19 protein-coding genes, 1 tRNA gene and 2 pseudogenes are annotated in these 16863 nt (G+C 72.3%); 10 read left to right on the top strand and 12 right to left on the bottom strand.

Annotated features, from left to right (window positions below; all coding sequences use genetic code 11):
• Positions 1-29: 29 nt before the first annotated feature.
• The gene (locus BN1555_RS02090) at positions 30-1124 is read right to left on the bottom strand and encodes a sialidase family protein (RefSeq protein WP_255305831.1); all 1095 of its coding nucleotides are present in this window, start codon (positions 1122-1124) and stop codon (positions 30-32) included.
• A 289-nt stretch (positions 1125-1413) separates the two neighbouring features.
• A complete protein-coding gene (locus BN1555_RS02085; RefSeq protein ID WP_176709919.1) occupies positions 1414-1917 on the bottom strand; it encodes a metallophosphoesterase family protein in 504 nt (167 codons plus the stop codon).
• A gap of 147 nt (positions 1918-2064) precedes the next feature.
• Between BN1555_RS02085 and BN1555_RS02080 the strand changes: the two genes are divergently transcribed.
• Both BN1555_RS02080 and BN1555_RS02075 read left to right on the top strand, forming a co-directional pair.
• Positions 2065-2140 (top strand) — tRNA-Trp (locus BN1555_RS02080).
• 218 nt (positions 2141-2358) lie between these two features.
• A complete protein-coding gene (locus BN1555_RS02075; protein ID WP_093797325.1) occupies positions 2359-2550 on the top strand; it encodes a DUF6381 family protein in 192 nt (63 codons plus the stop codon).
• A 366-nt stretch (positions 2551-2916) separates the two neighbouring features.
• Here the strand turns inward: BN1555_RS02075 and BN1555_RS02070 are convergent, their stop codons facing one another.
• On the bottom strand, positions 2917-3387 hold the full coding sequence (locus BN1555_RS02070; protein WP_093797323.1) for a hypothetical protein: 471 nt from the start codon (positions 3385-3387) through the stop codon (positions 2917-2919).
• 490 nt (positions 3388-3877) lie between these two features.
• Between BN1555_RS02070 and BN1555_RS02065 the strand changes: the two genes are divergently transcribed.
• A complete protein-coding gene (locus tag BN1555_RS02065; protein ID WP_093797321.1) occupies positions 3878-4825 on the top strand; it encodes a glycosyltransferase family 2 protein in 948 nt (315 codons plus the stop codon).
• A 178-nt stretch (positions 4826-5003) separates the two neighbouring features.
• Positions 5004-5432 carry a DUF5709 domain-containing protein gene (locus tag BN1555_RS02060; protein ID WP_093797319.1) on the top strand — a complete coding sequence of 143 codons (429 nt, stop codon included), beginning with the start codon at positions 5004-5006 and terminating at the stop codon, positions 5430-5432.
• A gap of 66 nt (positions 5433-5498) precedes the next feature.
• Here BN1555_RS02060 and BN1555_RS02055 read toward each other — a convergent pair whose 3' ends face one another.
• The 3 genes from BN1555_RS02055 to BN1555_RS02045 all read right to left on the bottom strand — a co-directional run bounded on the left by BN1555_RS02055 (position 5499) and on the right by BN1555_RS02045 (position 6732).
• Complete coding sequence (locus BN1555_RS02055) at positions 5499-5774, bottom strand: GlsB/YeaQ/YmgE family stress response membrane protein (protein ID WP_093797316.1); 276 nt, start codon at positions 5772-5774, stop codon at positions 5499-5501.
• Between the two features lie 104 nt (positions 5775-5878).
• The gene (locus tag BN1555_RS02050) at positions 5879-6160 is read right to left on the bottom strand and encodes a hypothetical protein (protein WP_093797314.1); all 282 of its coding nucleotides are present in this window, start codon (positions 6158-6160) and stop codon (positions 5879-5881) included.
• Positions 6157-6732 (bottom strand): hypothetical protein, encoded by a 576-nt coding sequence (locus BN1555_RS02045; RefSeq protein WP_141662799.1) that lies wholly within the window; start codon positions 6730-6732, stop codon positions 6157-6159. Before BN1555_RS02045 ends, BN1555_RS02050 begins: the two co-directional genes overlap by 4 nt.
• 351 nt (positions 6733-7083) lie before the next feature.
• Between BN1555_RS02045 and BN1555_RS02040 the strand changes: the two genes are divergently transcribed.
• Positions 7084-7410: an STAS domain-containing protein gene (locus tag BN1555_RS02040; protein WP_255306352.1), complete on the top strand. Its 327-nt coding sequence runs from the start codon at positions 7084-7086 to the stop codon at positions 7408-7410.
• 74 nt (positions 7411-7484) lie between these two features.
• Here the strand turns inward: BN1555_RS02040 and BN1555_RS02035 are convergent, their stop codons facing one another.
• Positions 7485-8240: an aquaporin gene (locus BN1555_RS02035; RefSeq protein ID WP_093797307.1), complete on the bottom strand. Its 756-nt coding sequence runs from the start codon at positions 8238-8240 to the stop codon at positions 7485-7487.
• 218 nt (positions 8241-8458) lie between these two features.
• Between BN1555_RS02035 and BN1555_RS02030 the strand changes: the two genes are divergently transcribed.
• Positions 8459-8953 (top strand): hypothetical protein, encoded by a 495-nt coding sequence (locus BN1555_RS02030; protein ID WP_176709918.1) that lies wholly within the window; start codon positions 8459-8461, stop codon positions 8951-8953.
• A 316-nt stretch (positions 8954-9269) separates the two neighbouring features.
• Here BN1555_RS02030 and BN1555_RS02025 read toward each other — a convergent pair.
• Both BN1555_RS02025 and BN1555_RS02020 read right to left on the bottom strand, forming a co-directional pair.
• Positions 9270-10014: pseudogene (locus BN1555_RS02025) on the bottom strand (SDR family oxidoreductase).
• Between the two features lie 401 nt (positions 10015-10415).
• Positions 10416-11159 carry an SIR2 family NAD-dependent protein deacylase gene (locus BN1555_RS02020; RefSeq protein WP_093797305.1) on the bottom strand — a complete coding sequence of 248 codons (744 nt, stop codon included), beginning with the start codon at positions 11157-11159 and terminating at the stop codon, positions 10416-10418.
• A 116-nt stretch (positions 11160-11275) separates the two neighbouring features.
• On the opposite strand from BN1555_RS02020, the gene BN1555_RS02015 reads away from it, so the two are divergent.
• Positions 11276-12181, top strand: coding sequence for a family 43 glycosylhydrolase (locus tag BN1555_RS02015; protein ID WP_255305830.1), 906 nt, complete (start codon positions 11276-11278; stop codon positions 12179-12181).
• 302 nt (positions 12182-12483) lie between these two features.
• Here BN1555_RS02015 and BN1555_RS02010 read toward each other — a convergent pair whose 3' ends face one another.
• The 3 genes and pseudogenes from BN1555_RS02010 to BN1555_RS39995 form a co-directional block, all read right to left on the bottom strand.
• Positions 12484-13254: a carbohydrate ABC transporter permease gene (locus tag BN1555_RS02010; protein WP_218058166.1), complete on the bottom strand. Its 771-nt coding sequence runs from the start codon at positions 13252-13254 to the stop codon at positions 12484-12486.
• Positions 13251-13556, bottom strand: coding sequence for a carbohydrate ABC transporter permease (locus BN1555_RS40000; protein WP_369688933.1), 306 nt, complete (start codon positions 13554-13556; stop codon positions 13251-13253). The genes BN1555_RS02010 and BN1555_RS40000 overlap by 4 nt, the downstream gene beginning before the upstream one ends.
• Positions 13557-13614: 58 nt before the next feature.
• Positions 13615-14238, bottom strand: a pseudogene (locus BN1555_RS39995) (amidohydrolase); the annotation flags it as partial.
• 211 nt (positions 14239-14449) lie between these two features.
• On the opposite strand from BN1555_RS39995, the gene BN1555_RS02000 reads away from it, so the two are divergent.
• From BN1555_RS02000 to BN1555_RS01990, 3 genes are all read left to right on the top strand, one after another.
• The gene (locus BN1555_RS02000) at positions 14450-15478 is read left to right on the top strand and encodes an Lrp/AsnC family transcriptional regulator (RefSeq protein ID WP_093797299.1); all 1029 of its coding nucleotides are present in this window, start codon (positions 14450-14452) and stop codon (positions 15476-15478) included.
• A 265-nt stretch (positions 15479-15743) separates the two neighbouring features.
• A complete protein-coding gene (locus BN1555_RS01995; RefSeq protein WP_093797297.1) occupies positions 15744-16163 on the top strand; it encodes a helix-turn-helix transcriptional regulator in 420 nt (139 codons plus the stop codon).
• 10 nt (positions 16164-16173) lie between these two features.
• Positions 16174-16590: a VOC family protein gene (locus BN1555_RS01990; RefSeq protein ID WP_093803111.1), complete on the top strand. Its 417-nt coding sequence runs from the start codon at positions 16174-16176 to the stop codon at positions 16588-16590.
• Positions 16591-16863 lie beyond the last annotated feature (273 nt).

Below are 16863 nucleotides of genomic sequence, written 5' to 3'. Positions count from 1 at the left end.
GGGTCACCGGCTCCCGCGCCTCCGTCCTTTCACCCTCCGGACGACCGTCCGCCGTCACGCCACGCGACGGTGTGTTCCGAGGGCAGCGGTGTGAAGCGGATGGTGTCGTGGGAGGACAGCGGTCCCGTCTCGTAGAGCAGGCCGACGACGGAAGCGCCCGTCTGCACCAGGTCCGAGTAGCCGGCCGGGTCCTTCGAGACCGACCACACCGGCCGCCACGACCGGCCGCCGTCGTCGCTGGCACGCACCTGCATCCGGAGCCGCCTGTCCGGGTGGGAGGGCCCGGAGTACAGCAACGGCCCCTTCTTCCACGGCCGGCCGGAGACCTGAAGCACGCTGCCCTGGACCGTCGGTCCCGTCAGCAGGGGCTGCGGGCGGAAGGGAACGGACAGGGTGAGGCCGCCGTCGGCGCTGTAGGCGTCCGCGCGGGTTCCCTCGGCCGTCCGGTCGTGGTCGCGGGCGTTGATGTAGACCGTGCCGTCCGGGAGCTCGGCCAGCGTGCTCTCGTTGAGCGAGAGCGGGCCACCGACCGACCCGCTCACGTACCCGATGTGCCAGGTGTGCCCGCCGTCGTCGCTGTAGAGCGAGTGCGCGCCGCTGAGTCCTGTCGTGCCCGAACTGTGGTTCGCGGGCACCAGCAGCCGGCCCCGGTGGCTTCCGTGCCGCAGGGCGACCGCATGGCCGGGGCCGACGGCGTACCAGCGCCAGTCCGCGGACTTGACCGATCCGGTGATGTCCCGCTGCGCGGACCAGGTCCTGCCGCCGTCGGTACTCCGTTGGACGTACACGCGGCGCACGGAGGCGGCGGCCTTCCCGGACATCACCTGCCGCTTCGTGGCACCGCCGATCGTCCGGCAGGTCAGCAGCACGATGTCTCCGGTACGGGGGTCGATCACCGGAACGGGGTTGCCGACCGTGTCCTTCCCGGCGTCGGCGACCAACTGCATCGGCTGCCAGGTGCATCCGCCGTCGAGTGAGCGACGCAGGACCAGATCGATGTCGCCGTCGTCGGCGGAGGAGTTCCGCCGGCCCTCGGCGAAGGCGAGCAGCGCACCGCCGGGCACGTGGAGCGCGGCCGGGATGCGGAAGGTGTGGTATCCGGACGCCCCCGACCGGTAGGGCACGGAAGCCGCGCACGGCTCGGGTGGCTCGTGTGCCGCGGGTGCCGGAGCCCGGGTGACTCCCAGCCCGGCGACCAGTGTCAGCAGAAGGGCCAGTCGCCGACTGGCAGTGGCACGGAGTTTCATCGCGTCTCTCGTCCGGTGTGGTGTTCCAGGCTTCATCCCGCCTGCCGGAAGGAACGTAACGGCAGGAAACGCCTGTGCCCGCGAGCGCCACGCCCGCGGAAGGGGGTGGCCGGACGGTCCGGTGGCGGCGGACGCGGTGGCGGCGACCACGACGCAGCTCGGGACGTCAGCGGCGGCGGGGGAGACGGTGCAGGCGGACCTCGCTCAGCCGTCCGTCCTCGGCGACGGCGGTCATACAGGTGCAGTAGGGCTGTCGCCGCCGGTCGGTCGGTGAACCCGGGTTCAGCAGCCGCAGCCCGCCGGGAGCGGTCGTGTCCCACGGAATGTGGCTGTGGCCGAAGACCAGGACGTCCAGATCGGGGAAGCGTTCCGCGCACCTGAGCTCCCTCCCCCGGGCGGCTCCGGTCTCGTGCACGACGCCGAAGCGCAGCCCGCCGAGCTCGGCCCGCGCCACTTCGGGCAACCGTGCCCGCAGCTCGGGACCGTCGTTGTTGCCGTACACCCCGATGAGAAGCCGTGCGTGCGCGTCGAGCAGGTCGAGGGCGGCCGTGTCCACCCAGTCGCCGGCATGGATCACGACGTCGGCTTCCTGCGCCCGCGCGAGGAGCTCGGCGGGCAGCTCCCGGGCGCGTGTGGGCAGATGGGTGTCGGAGGTCAGCAGCAGGCGCACGTACACCACCGTAGGCGCGTCGGCCGTCCCCGGCGCGGACGCCGGCCGGCTTCCTGCGATCGGGTGGCCGTCCGTCAAGAAGAGCGCGGGACACGGGAAAATGACTCGCCTCCCTCGCCTCGGCAGTGCGAAGCTGATGCGCGTCGAAGGGGCGTAGCTCAGAGGCCAGAGCGCCGGTCTCCAAAACCGGATGCCGCAGGTTCGACCCCTGCCGCCCCTGCCACCGGTACGTGGCCCACGGGATTTTGGACGTGGGCCACGGAAGCCCCTCCCCCGCCCGCGGCGCACGGACGTGCCGGCGCGGCTCTCCTCATCGGGCTCCTTGGGAGTTCCAGGCCTCTGGCCTGCGCGGATAGCGGTGGGTGACCGTTCGGAATGCGCCGGTGCGCGCGTCCTGCTTCGCTAGTGCCGCCCGCTCTTCCCTTCACCCGAGGAGTGATCATGAGCGTTGCAGGTGAGTCCGGCGGTCGTGCCCAGCAGCTGCGCCAGATGGCGCAGGAAGTGGAGCAGGCCGCGGAGCGTGCCACTGACCCGGAGCAGCGTCAGCGGCTGAAGGACAAGGCCCGCCGCCTCAAGGAACAGAGCGAGCAGGCGAGCAGCATGGGCGACGGGGACATCTCCCCTCCGCAGTAGCGCCCTTGCGTGAACACCGGCCGGTGGCTGCCCCCACGCTCCAGGCGTGCGCGAGGCCACCGGCCGGTCACGTGATGGGGCCGTCGGCCGCGAAGCGCCCAGCGGGAGTCGAGTACAAGATGCCGGGTACGGGAATGGCCGTGGCCGCCCTCGTCGACGTGACCGTCGTACGAGGCGTACTGCTGCCGGCCGCCATGTCGCTGCTCGCCGGACGGGCATGGGCGTTCCCGGGCCGGAACGGGCGGCCCTCACGGGAGGGGCGGCCGCGGGCCGAACTGCTCCGTTCCGCCGTCCGGGCCGCGCCGGGCCCGGACGGGACCATGGACGGCGGGCCCGCCGTCGTCCATGACGGCGGGCCGGTGGCGGCTACTCCGCCGGCCGCTTGGCGTGCCTGCGGCGCCTGGCCACTACGCAGGCCGCGGTCAGAGCGGCGGCTCCGGCTGCCAGGCCGAGGCCGTACGCGGTCTCGGCGCCGCCGCTGCCACCCGCGGCACCGCCGGTGCCGGCGTCGACCCCACGGGTCGGGGTCGGGACCGCGGTCGTCCGCCCGGGCATCGTGGTCGTCCGCCCGGGCGCCGTGGGAGGAAGGGGCGCGGCGGTGGCCGTGCCGACGCTGTCCCTGCTGGGCAGGGCCTCGCAGGCTATGCCGTCGTCCGGCCCCTGGTCCTCGTCCAGGCGGTTCGGATCACTCGGGTCCCGGTCGAACTCGGCCTGTGCCTCTTCCTGGAAAGCGAAATCGCGACAGTCGAGGTCGACCTGCGCCTGCGAAACGCCGGACAGCTGTACGGAGGCGGCGACAGCCAGTACCAGGGCGGCCGCAGCTGTGCGAAGGTTCATTTCTCGACCGTAAGTACGGTGATGTTGGTTGGCCAGGGCAGGGATCTTCCACAGCCGGGAGCCGGGGCAGCAGTCGCCGATCGCCCCGAGTGAGCGGTCACCACGTCGACGCGGCGGGGCGGGCGAACGGGCGGGCCCCGGGCCACGATGCGATCCGCATGGCTCCGGGCAGCAGGGGAACGGGACACCGGTACTTCACTGCGAGATCCGGTGCGAGAACCGGGGAGCGGACGGACGATGGAGCTCAAGGACCGGGCCGCCGGGCCATGGGACAACCGCACACCGTACGGGCCGGACGGGGCATGGCCGACCAGCTGGACCGGGGCGGCACCCGGTACGGACGGGCAGTCCCGGAGCGGCTCCGGCTGCTCCGGAAGCCGTGGCCCCGCCCCGCATCTGCCGCACGTCATCAGCTGACCGGCCGCGGACAACGTCCGCCCACCACCACGGCCGCCGCCGAGGCGCCCGGAGGAGCAAGGGAGCAGCAGGGATGCCGGAACCTCCTCTCGAGACGCCCGCTCCGGACCGGGCGGTCCAGAGTGCCCCGGACGGCCGTACCACCGTCGTGGTGATCACCAAGGACCGCCGCGCCGAGCTGCTCCGGACACTGGGGATGCTGCGCGACCTGCCGGAACGGCCGCTGGTGATCGTCACGGACAACGCGTCGGGCGACGGCACGGCCGAAGCCGTCGCCCGGCGGTTCCCCGAAGTCGTGCTGCTGCGGCCGGGGCGCAATCCGGGCGCGCTGGGCCGCAATCTGGCGGTGCGACACGTGCGTACTCCCTATGTCGCCTTCTGCGACGACGACACGTGGTGGGAACCGGGATCGCTGCGGCACGCGGCGGACGTCCTCGACGCACAGCCGCTCCTGGCCGCGGTCACGGCCGGGATCGTCGTCGAGCCGTCGGGTGAGGAAGACCCCATCGTCGCCGAACTGCGCGATTCACCGCTGTCCGGCCCCGAATGGCTGCCGGGGCCCGCCCTGGGCTCGTTCCTCGCCGCCGCGACCGTGATACGTACGGACGCCTTCGGCGCGGTGGGCGGGTTCCACCCGGGCCTGTGGTTCGGCGGCGAGGAGGAACTGCTGGCCACCGACCTGTTGCGGCGGGGCTGGTGGCTGAGTTACGTCCCGGCGCTCACGACCCACCATGCCGCGTCCACGGCGCGGGACAGTACGGCGCGGCGGATCGTGGGGCTGCGCAACACGCTGTGGTTCACCTGGTTGCGCCGTCCGTTGGGCCCGGCCCTGCGCCGCACCGGCTACCTGCTGCGGACAGTCCCGCGTGACGTGGCGTCCCTGCGGGCTTTCGCCCACGCCGTCGCGGGCCTGCCGTGGGTCCTCGGACAACGCGATCCGGTGCTCCCCGAGCTGGAAGCGCGGCTGTGGACGCTGGAGGAAGCGCAGCGGGCCTCCACCGCGCGGAAATACGTGGGGTGACCGCCGGCGCAGGAGAGCGCCGGGCTTTGAGCGCCGCTCGGTGAGAAATGCGAGAAATGCGGTGTGTTGTGTATCCGGCCGGGTACGCGGAGAAACACGTCGGCTCCGAGGGGTGCTTGACCCGCTGCCCTGTGTGCCGGCTTTTCCGGGAACGCTTCCACAAGAGAGGAAACGACGCATGTCCGACGAAACAGCACGAGGTGACGACGTCTACCAGCCCGCGAATTCAGGTGCGGACGACCGGCCGACCGACGATCTCGACATGGAGAACGCTCTCGGGGAGCGGGAGGTCGACGAGATGCAGGTCGAGGGGTACTCCCCGCCCGACCGGCCGATGGCAGCCACCAAGCACGGCACCACGGGCGAGGAGCAGCGCGAGGGCGAAACCCTCGACCAACGGCTGGCGGAGGAAGTGCCCGACGTGCAGCCGCCGGTGGGCGACCGGATCGGTGACCTGCCCGGGGGCGAGGGCGAGCCGTTGGAGGGGGCGGCGCCGCAGTACGACATCGGCGTACCGGGTCAGGACGCCGGCATGGACGGCGCCGCGGGACCGGCCGAGGAAGCCGCGATGCACATCGACCCCCCGGAAGACGACGACACGCTGTAGCCGGAGAGGTTCGGCGGTGGAGCTCCTCCGGGCCGGGCGGACCGGACGGATCGGGCGCGTGAGGGGTCAGGCGCGCGACCGGTTCCGGCCCCCTGTGACCAAGCGGTACAGCACCAGGAGGATGAGCGATCCGACGATGGCCGCGATCCACGTCGACAGCTCGAAGAAGCCGTCGATGGAGTCGACGCCGAAGATCACCTTGCCGAGCCAGCCGCCCAGCAGCCCGCCGGCTATGCCGATGAGCATGGTGATGATGAAGCCCCCGGGGTCCTTGCCCGGCAGCAGTGCCTTGGCGATGAGGCCGGCGAGCAGTCCGATGACGATCCAGGCGATGATGCCCATGGGTATCTCCTCGTCTCGCACGATGTTCTCGTCCGAGCGCGTAGCCCTCGGGCGAGTTTTCGAATACGCGGACACACGCAGGGCGGACACCGGCGGGCCGGGTCTCAGGGGCGCGGCGCGGAGGCCAGCCGGTCGCATTCCCGGCAGGCCTCCGCGGGGCCGGGGAGAGGCGGCATCCAGGTGTCCCACGGAGTGGCCGGCTGGTCGAGCGGCGCCGGCTGCATGTTCGTGGTGTCCAGGCCGCACAGAGTCTGCCGCTCCGGTGCCCGGCCGCTCGCGTCGGTCTCGGCAGCGTGCAGGATGCCGATGTCTTCCACTGCGCCCATACCGCCGAGGGACCGTTGAGCGGTGATGGCGACCTCGAATACCGCAGCGTAGCCGTTCACATTTCCACCCTAGCCACGTCGGTGGACGACTGCCTGCCGACGGTTTCCCGCAGATCCTGCTGGCCCCCGAGCCGGTGTCCGGCACTCATGCGCGTGACGGAACGCCGTGGGCCGGCAGGCCGCTCCCAGGCCCCTTCGAGGGGCCGTCCGCCGGTCCCTCCGGCGCCCAGGCGCTCCAGTTCCGCGCGTCCGCCGTCGCAGCACGTGCCGCATACCAGGCGCCGCGTCCCGGCCTGCCCGGGGAGGTTGTACGCCGGCCGCCGGCCGGCCCCGCGCGTACGCAGGTCGAAGCCGCACCGGGCGTACAGCAGGTCCATCACCGCCGCCTGGACCACGGTCCAGGCGGGCCATTCCGCAGCGAACGAGGGGAGCGTCAGCACGGCCATCCCCGTCCCCCGCGGCTCGCGGTGGGCGAAGGTGAATCCCGGTGCCCGGGCGGGCAGTTCGTCGATCGGCTGCTGGAGCGAGGGCACCCACCGCACCAGCCGTCGCAGCTCGGTGAAGGCGACCCGCACTTCCCGGCTCTCGCGCCACCGCGGCTCACGCCCCCGTGGTGGCCGGACGGCGGCCACGGGGCGTGCGGTACGTCGAGGGTGTCCAAGTCCTGCGACAGCCCGGCCGCGCTCTCCGGCCACTCCCCGGCGTCGTGCTCCCGCCACACCGCCACCGGTCAGCACGCTCGAGGTCCGTACGACCCCGGTGGCGCGGCGCTGAGCCGCCCGCCGGGGTTCTGTCACCGGCTGAGCCGGGCCCATCCCTTCACCACCGGTCACCGCCGGGGAACGCACAGGAGCACCCGCCCTGCCCGCTCGACGAGACCGGACCCGGACGGTTGCTCCGCCAATGGTGGACAGCGCGTTCGCTCGGGCGTTCCCTTGGAAGTGCAGGCGCATCACCACGCGAGGGAGCGCCCAGTGCTCGAAATGATCAACGTTGTGGTCCGTCCCGCCGGGCCCGGCAGCTGCCGGGTGACCGTGGCCGGAGACCTCGATGTCGAGACCGCCCCGGAGGTCCGTGACGCCCTGCACGGTGCGCTGGCCGCGTACAGGAACGTGACCGTGGACCTGTCGGCCCTGCGGTTCTGTGACTGCGCCGGACTGAGCGCGCTGCTGAGCGCAGCCCGTACGGCCAGGGCGGACGACGCCGACCTGACCCTGTCCGCAGTGCCGGACTTCCTGGCCCGCCTCTTGAGGCTGTCGCACAGTGACGAGGCGTTCACGTGCCGGGAGGAGGCGCTCGGGGACGGCTGACGGGCCGCCGCGTCAGTACGGGCGTGCCGGTCGGCGCCGTGTCCGCTCGCGACCGGGCGGTCCGTCGGGGCGCGTCACACACGGCGGGAGAAGATCCGGCCTCGCGAGCCGTCGCTCAGCACCAGCCCGGAGGGCAGCGGGGGAGCTGGGGACGGCCCGTACAGAACAGTCGCCAGGACGGCGCCGAGGAGGCCGCCGAGGAGCTGTGCGCCGATGAAGCCGGGGAGTGACGCGGGGGCGATGCCGGTGAGGGAGTCCGTGAGCGAGCGGCCGACCGTCGCCGCGGGATTCGCGAAGGACCCCGACGAGGTGAACCAGATCGCTGCGGCGATGTACGAGGCGACTGCCACCGGGGCGAGCCGCGCGCGGCCTGTGCGGTCCAGTCCGTACACCAGCAGCACCAGCCCGGCCGTGGCGACCGTTTCGCCGAGCAGCAAGTGGCCGGCGGACCGCACTTGGGTGGACCAGACGCCGGGGGGCCTGCCGAACATCGCTTCGGCGAGGAGAGCCCCCGCGACGGCCCCGGTGAGCTGCGCGGTGATGTAGACGCCGGCCTCCCGGCCGTTGAAGCCGGACCTGTCGCGCCGCCGGGACCACCACGTGAACAGCGTGACCACCGGGTTGAGGTGAGCCCCGGAGACCGGGCTGAACAGGAGGATCAGCAGGCCGAGTCCGATCGCCGAGGCCAGTGCGTTGGCCAGGAGCCGGACTCCGGCGTCCTGGCTGAGCCCGGTGGCCTGGATGCCGGAACCGATGACGACGGTCACCAGGGCGGCGGTTCCCACCAGTTCGGCGGCCGCCCGGCGTGGCAGTGCCTTCTCGATGTCCATGGTGCGATTCCTCCCCCGGGTGCAGTGCAACGGAAAATATATTCCGCATCTTGGAAAGAATGTAAAGCCTCGTCCGGGCCGGGTTCCGCACGGGGCTGCTTGTCCTGCACGGTGACGAGATGCCATTGGCGGCATCCGGGTGGCAGGCGGCCCCGCGCGCAACCGGGCGCCGCCCCGCGGGAGTCCTGTCGGTCAGTGACGACACCCAGGAGGTTCCGATGGACGGCAAGGGCGCAGAGGCTTCCGCAGTTCCGGTCAGGACGCCGCAGCGGGCACTCGACCCATACCGCTTTCCCGGTCTGCGGGACCTCGACCGGCGGGGCACCGCAGGAGCCGTCGACGGGGCCGAGGGCCGCTTCCTGCCCGCCCCGGACCTCCGGCGGCGACCGCTCCTCATCCCGAGCGCGGCCGACAAGCGCCGCCTGGACCTTCACGCCGCCCTGACCGCCAGCGGGATCGCGCCGCTCCCCGGCGACCTCGAAGCCGTCCACGTCCTCAGCGCGCTCGACGACATCACCATCGGCGCCGTCCTGCGATGGATCACCAGCCCCTGGCCGGTCCGGCCGGCGCCGACCGGGGAAAGCCCCCATCCGCCGGGGTGGGCGATCACATACCCTGAACCGGGCGCCGGGCGGCACGATCACACCGGACCGGCACCGCACCACCCTTCCGGCCGGCAACTTCAGGATGGAAACAGCCCATGGGAATGCTGATCGTCATCGGCGCGGGCATCGTAGGCGTAGTAGTCGTCGGCATCGTCGTCGTAGCGGTCCTGAGCCGGCGCAACCGCAATGGCGGCGGCGCGGCACCCTTCCAGGGGGGTACCCGCCCCAGCCCCCGCAGTACCCGATGCCGCAGGGCCAGGCGTACCCCCCGGCTCCGCCGAACCAGCCCCCGTACAACCCCAACCCGCAGCCCCGGCAGAGCCCGTACCCCCAGCAGCCTCCCTTCCAGGGGCAGTGAGCGGGTGCGGCCGCTGCGCGGCGGGATTCTCCGGGCACAACGCGCCGTCGTTGTGCCCGGAGTGCTTTACCGGCCCCCGGAGACCCTCAGGACCGTACCGGTGGTGTAGGAGGCGTCGGCCGACAGGAGCCAGGCGACGGCGGCGGCGATCTCCGAGGGCTCGCCGGGCCGTCCGAGCGGGATCCCGGCAGCCGCCTTGGCCGGGCGGTCGGGGTCGCCCATGGCGGCGTGCATCTCGGTGTCGATGATGCCGGGGGCGACGGCGTTGACCCTGATGCCGTCCGGACCGAGTTCCTTGGCGAGGCCGATGGTCAGGGCGTCGGTGGCCGCCTTGGTCGCGGCGTAGTGGACGTAGTCGCCGGGGCTGCCGAGGGTGGCTGCCGCCGAGGAGATGTTGACGACGGCGCCGGAACCCGCACCCGCCATGTCCTGGGCGGCACGGCGGCAGCACAGCAGTTAGCCCAGGAGGTTCACCTCCACCACCCGTCGCAGATCCTCGGTGCGGGCGTCGGTGAGCCTGTCGAGCGGGCCGGTCACGCCGGCGTTGTTGACCAGTCCGGTCACCTGCCCGAGTTCGGCCGCGACCGTGTCGAACAGCCGCTCCACGTCCGCCTCGACGGAGGTGTCGGCCCGCACCGTGACGCAGCGTCCCCCCCCCCGCCGCGCGCACGGCGGCCGCCGTCTCCTCGGCGGCCGCGCTGTTGCTGACGTACGCCAGGGCCAGGTCGTGTCCGTCGGTTGCCAGCCGGACACACGTCGCAGCGCCTGTACCTCTGCTGCCGCCTGTGACGATGGTGACGGGACGTGACATGCGCCGACTCCTGTGGTCCTTGGTCAGTGGGGCGTTCGCACCCGAGTTCTACCTCACCGGGTCCGGGTGACGCGCCACAGGCGGCGGGGCGGGCCGCCTTCCTCGAAGGGGTGGACCTCGTCGGGTGTCCGGCTGTCGGCCTCGGCGGGCGCCGCCGGGCCCGCCCGGAGGACCCGGCCGCGCCGGCGGGCGGCGCGCCGGGCGCGTGGCCCACGTCGGCTGGGGCCGGGAAGTGCTCACGCAGTGGCCGGCGGGACCGGTGGGGCGGCGTCCGTGCCGTCCGGGCCGGTCTGCGCGCCCGGACGGCATCAGCCGGGGATGCGGGCGCCGGCGCACCGCATCCACTGAAGGGCTTCCGCAGGGCCGGGGCCCGTACGGCCCGGGCCCTGCGGGCCCCGGCCTCAGGCCGCCAGCTGCTTCAGCAGGGTCGGCAGCGCCGTCCCGATCGGCTCGCGCACGACCTCGTCGGCCACTTCGTCGTAAGGGGTCGGCTCGGCGTTGACGACGACGAGCCGCGCGCCGTACTCCGCCGCGATCCCCGCGAGCGAGGCCGCCGGCTGCACCTTGAGACTGGTGCCGACGGCCACGAACACATCGCTGGCCTTGGCGATCGACAACGCCTGGCTCATCACCACAGGGTCGAGCCGCTGCCCGAACATCACGGTGGCCGATTTGAGGATGCCTCCGCACGCGCGGCACGGCGGGTCCTCCTCGCCCGCCTCCACCCGTGCCAGCGCCTCCTCCATCGGGGCGCGGGCATGGCAGCCGGTGCACACCGACGACCGGGCGCTCCCGTGGAGTTCGAGCACCTTGCGGGCGGGCAGCCCGGCCATCTGGTGCAGCCCGTCGACGTTCTGGGTGAGGACCCGGACCGGGATCCCCGAGCGTTCCAGTTCGGCGATCGCCCGGTGGGCTCCGTTGGGCCGGGCACGCAGCGCGGGACTGTCCAGACGCATGCGCCAGGCGCGACGCCGGATGTCGGGGTCGGACATGTAGAAGTCGTACGTGACGAGCTTCTCGGCTTCCGGGTCGCGCCGCCACAGGCCATTGGGCCCCCGGTAGTCGGGGATGCCGGAGTCCGTGGAGATCCCCGCTCCGCTGAGGACGGCGACCAGGGGGCGCCGTGCCGTGCCGTTGTCGCTCATGGGGCCGAGCGTAGGCGGCGCGGAGCGGCGTCGTCGACGGGATTGATCCTCGCTCCCGTCCGGTTCCGGGTCGGCGGCCCGCCGCCTCTCCCCGGCCGGCGGGAGGCGGGCCGCTGGTGTGCCCGGGGGACCGGGGCGGAGCGATCGACACGTCCTCGTACACCGAGAACGGCCGGCGGTACATGCTGTGGAAGAACGACGGCAACTGCTGCGGCCAGGACACCTGGCTCTACCTCCAGCCCCTCTCCTGGGACGGTACGCGCACGACCGGAGCCGCCACCGGACTGATCAAGCAGGACCGCTCCTGGGAGGGCGCGCTCGTCGAGGCGCCGACGCCCGTCAAGCACGGCGGCCGTTACGTGCTGTTCTACTCGGCCAACCGCTACGGCGACGCCTCCTACAAGACCGGCTACGCCACGGCGACCTCGCTGAACGGCCCGTACACCAAGGCCCCGTCCCCGCTGATGACGACGGACACCTTCGCCGGCTCCTTGCGCGGGCCGGGCGGACAGGATGTGGTGACGGGGCCGGACGGGCGTGACCGGATCGTCTTCCACGGCTGGAGCGGCGACCACTCCAGGCGCGCGGTGTACGCGGCCGATCTCGGCTGGGCGAACGACCATCCCGTCGTGCGCGGCAGCAAGGTGATCTACCAGGCCGAGAACGCCCGGGTGAACAACGCGGTGGTGCGCGACGCGGCGGGCGCCCTGGACGGCCGGGCGGTCGGCCACACCGACCACGCCGACAGCTTCGTGGAGTTCACCGTCTTCGCGGCCTCCGCCGGACGGCACACCCTGACCGTGCGCTACGGCAACGGCTCCTCCAGCGGCGGCTCGCCCGTCACCTCCTCGCACGGGCTGAGCGTCAACGGCGACGCGGCGGGCCCGGTGGGTTATCCGCACACGGGCCGGGACAACTGGCGTCACGTCGACAAAGGGATCATCCTGAACGAAGGGTGGAACACCGTCCGTCTCGCCAAGGGCGACCACTGGGCGGAACTGGACGCCATCGAGATCGCCTGACGGTTCTGGCCATCGGCCTTGACCCGCGGATCCGGCCCGCGGATCCGGCCCGCAGCCGGACAGGCCGGCGGTGGCCGGCAGGACGGCCTGCCGGCCACCGCCCTGGACGTCACCGACCCGGTCGACGCCCGGAGTGCGGTCCGGGCGCCTTGGTCCCACCTGCGCGAGACCCCCGGACCCACCCCGGCCCCCGGGCTTCGTTCAGCCCTTGAGCCCCGAGCGGGACACGCCCTCGATCACCCACCGCTGGGCCACCACGTACAGCAGCAGCACCGGCAGGCTCGCGACGACCGCCCCGGCCATCAGCAGGTCGTACCGGATGTTGTTGGCCCCTGGAAGTTGGCCAGACCCACGGGCAGCGTGAGCGACTCCGGGCTGAGGAGGACGTACAGCGGCCACAGGAAGTCGTTCCAGCTGGCGAGGAAGGCCAGCAGGGCCAGCGTCGTCAGCGCCGGGCGGGACAGCGGCAGGACGACCCGTACGAAGATCTGCCAGCGGTTGCACCCGTCGATCTCCGCGGCTTCCTCCAGTTCGCCGGGCAGCGAGAGGAAGAACTGCCGCAGGAAGAAGACGCCGAACGCGCTCGCCGCTCCCGGCACGATCACCGCGGGCAGCGTGTCGATCCAGGCCAGCTCGTTGACCAGCAGGAAGTTGGGCACCAGCAGGATCACCGGCGGCACGAAGAGGGTGGCCACCACGCAGGTGAAGACGGCGCCCCGACCGCGGAACTCCAGCCGGGCCAGCGCGTACGCCGCCGGGGTGGCCGTGGCGAGCACCAGGACGGCGTGCGCGGTGGCCACGAGCAGACTGTTGACCAGCCACCGCAGGACCGGGCTGTCGGTCGCGCTGAAGATCTCCTGATACGCGTCGAGGGTCGCGGGGCCGGGGATCCACTCCGGGGCGCTCGCCCCGGCCGACTCCCGGTCCTTGAACGACGTGACGAGCATGTGGAACAGCGGGCTCAGATACAGGGCGGCGACCACCCCCAGGACCAGGTGGAGCAGCGAGAGGCGCACCCGGCGCCCGGCCGGCGGCCGGTTCGTGGCGTCGGAGCGCGGCGGTGCGAGGGTCATGACGTCTCCTGCCGGTCACGGAAGACGCGGAAGACGACCGCGCTGGTGACCATGAGGGTGAGGGCGAGCAGGAAGCTCATCGCCGAGGCGGTGCCCATGTCGAAGCGGCGCAGGCCGGTCTCCGCGATGAGGAAGATGGCGGTCTTCGTCTCGTCCGCCGGCGCGCCCGTGGTGATCAGATAGGACTGGCCGAACATGTTCGCCGACGCCAGGAGCGTGGAGTTGACCACGAACAGGGCCACCGGTCGCAGCCCCGGCACGGTCACGTGGCGGAAACGCTGCCAGGGACCGGCCCCGTCCACCTTGGCGGCTTCGTACAGCTCCGCCGGGATGTCCTGGAGTCCCGCCAGGTAGATGACCGATGCGCCGTACCGCTTCCAGGACCCGCGTGCGTACGTCCGTGTCCCGCGTACGGATGTTGAGGTTGATCCGGGCCTCCTCCGGAATGATGTTCGCCTTGGTGCCGGCCCGGATCCTTCCCACCGTCAGTACCACGGCGTCCCTGGCGGGCGCTTCCCGCGAGACGACCGTCTGCAACCGGGTCACCAGATAGGCGGCGGTGACCACCGGGTCGACGCAGTGCTCGGGGGAGGAGCCGTGACCGCCCCTGCCGAAGATGCGGATGCCGACGTCCGTCGCCGCGGACATCAGCGGCCCGGCGCGGTGGCCGACCGTACCCACGGGGGCCGGCCCCACGTGCTGACCGAGGATGACGCCGGGCCGCGGGAAGCGGGTGAACAGCCCGTCACCGAGCATGTCCAGCGCGCCCTCCTCGCCGGGCTGCCCGACGACCAGCAGCGTGCCGCCCCAGGCGTCCCTGCCGCGCACCAGCGCCTCCGCGGCTCCCACCAGGCACGTCATGTGCACGTCGTGGCCGCAGGCGTGCATCACGCCCGGCACGGTCGAGGCGTACGGAAGTCCGGTCTCCTCGGTGACGGGCAACGCGTCCATGTCCGCGCGGAGCATCACCACCGGGCCCTCGCCGAAGTGCCGCCCTTCCCGGGCGTACTGGACGAGATAGCGCACGCGGAGGTGACGAGCGCCGTGGAGACGGCCGGAACGGCGCTTGCGGTGAGTCGGGGACGTGGCACTGCGCAACTCCCGGAACGAAGGGGGACCCGGTGGGCGGCAAGAATCAGCACTGTCCGGCCGCGCACCGGCGAATTGCAGGAATCCGCAGGAGAGTTGCCGCCTCATGCACGGAACCGCCACGCTGGACGAGCTCGATCTCGCTCTGATCAACGCCCTCCAGTTCGATCCGCGCGCGCCGTGGAGCCGGCTCGCCGGCCCGCTGGGGGCGGACCCCGCCACTCTGTCGCGCCGCTGGGCACGGCTGAGGGAGAGCGGCAACGCCTGGGTGCCCTGTTGCCCCGGTGCTTCCCAGGTCGAGTACGGGGCGTTCGCACTCGTCCAGGTGGCGTGCGCGCCGGGCGCCTGGGAGGAGGCCGCGGGCAGGCTCGCGCGCGACGTTCACGCGCTGAGCGTGGAGATCGTCACCGGCACGTACGACCTGCTCGTCACGGTGGCGACGCCGAACCTGCCGATGATGGGGCGGTACGTCCTGAGCCGACTGGGCCGGATGCCGGGCGTCACGGCCACCCGCACTCACCTCGCCCGGCGCATCCACCGGGAGGCGGGCCGGTGGCGCATGGACGCCCTCGACCAGCACCAGCAGCGCGACCTCCGGCGCTCCGGCGGGGACCGCACCGCCCCGGGCCCCGCGAGCGTCGAGGAACGGCGTCCGGTCACCGCGCTGGCAGCCGGCGGACGCCTGTTCTGCGCACGCCTCGGCGAGCTGCTGGACCGCCCGGAGAGCACGGTACGGCGGCTGCTCGCCGCGGCGCTGGGCAGCGGACGGGCGGTGGTGCGCTGCGAGACGGCGCACCTGCCGGCCGGCTGGCGGGTCACGGCGACGCTGTGGCTGGCGGTGCCGCCGGCGGAACTCGAATCCACCGCCGACGGACTGGCCGCGACGCGGGAGACCCGCATGGTGTGCTCGACGGCCGGAGAGGGCAACCTGCTGGCGCAGATCTGGCTGCACGGTCTCAGCGACCTCTCGCGCTACGAGGCCCAGCTCGCCCGGCGCTTCCCGGCCGCCCGCGTGCTGGACCGCTGCACCACCTTCACCGGGGTGAAACGGATGGGGCGGCTCCTGGACGCCGAGGGGCGCAGCGTCGAGTACGTGGCGATGGAACCGGGCCGCCCCGTCCCCGTGGAGGGGTGAGACGGCCCGCGCGCTCCTCCGGTGCCTTTCGCGGAGCCTCCGCAGGGCGGGCCGGCGCTCCGGCGCGCACACCCGGGGCAGCAGCTCCTCCACGGCCTTGCCGACGCGGAAGGCCGCGGGGCCGTCGAAGCCGGAGGGATGCCCGGCGATGTCCTGCCCTGCTCCGTGCGGGACCGTGGTCGGCGCCGTCGAGGACGCGACCGCCGGCCATGCCGTCACCCTGCGCCGGCACCGGTGATGCCCGGCGCTGTGGGATGGTGGTCGCGTGACGTTGGAGGATCTCGTCCGGCTGCGCCGGACCCGTGACCTGATGGACCGTGAATACGCGAAGCCGCTCGACGTTCCGGCGCTGGCGCGCGTCGCCCTCATGTCGCCGGGCCATTTCTCCCGCAGCTTTCGCGCCGCCTTCGGGGAGACGCCGTACAGCTACCTGATGACGCGCCGGATCGAGCGGGCGAAGGCGCTGCTGCGACGGGGAGACCTGACGGTGACGGAGGTCTGCTTCGAGGTCGGCTGTACGTCGCTGGGGTCATTCAGCTCGCGATTCACCGAGCTGGTCGGCGAGAGTCCGAGCTCGTACCGGGCCCGCCGCCATGACGAGGGTGCCGCCGTCCCGGCCTGCGTCGCCAAGATCCACACGCGACCGGTCAGGAACGGAGAAGCGAAACCCCACCCCGGCCCCTAGCGTGAAACGCATGGACATCAAGCTTTCGCAGTGCTTCATCGCTGTCGACGACCACGACAGGGCGCTCGCCTTCTACCGGGACATTCTCGGCCTGGAGGTGCGCAACGACGTCGGGTTCGAGGGGATGCGCTGGGTGACCGTCGGGTCGCCCTCGCAGCCGGACGTGAACATCGTCCTGGAACCGCCCGTGGCGGACCCGAACGCATCGCCCGCCGACAGGCGGGCCATGGCGGAACTCATGGCGAAGGGCCTGCTGCGCGGCCTCATCTTCTCGACCGACGACTGCGACGCGACCTTCGAGCGCATCAGCATGGCGGGCGGCGAGGTGCTGCAGGAGCCGGTCGACCAGCCGTACGGCGTCCGTGACTGCGCCTTCCGCGATCCCTCGGGCAACATGCTGCGCTTCAGCCAGCCTCGTAGGCAGTGAGCTCTGGACCCGCGAACCAGGGCTGTCCTGCCGGCCGGCCCCTGCGCCCCGCATCCGCGGATATCTATTGCCACGGCGACAGAAATCCGTGCAATAGGCGGTGAGAGTTTATGACGTGCCGGGCGGAGTGATATTACTTGCCGCACCCCACCGCTTGCACTGTGCTATGTTGATCTCAGTTGCAGTTGTGGTTCCCAAAGACTTCAAGTGCTCTTGCTGGCTCCTGTGCCGGTGAGCGCGCTCTTGTATTGCCGGTGTTGTTTTCCGGGCGGG

Origin of the sequence: Streptomyces sp. Wb2n-11 (genome assembly GCF_001049855.1) — a bacterium.
Lineage (GTDB): Bacteria > Actinomycetota > Actinomycetes > Streptomycetales > Streptomycetaceae > Streptomyces > Streptomyces altiplanensis.
The sequence above is the reverse complement of the archived record's forward strand: the minus strand, read 5'-3'. Positions and strand labels throughout refer to the sequence as shown.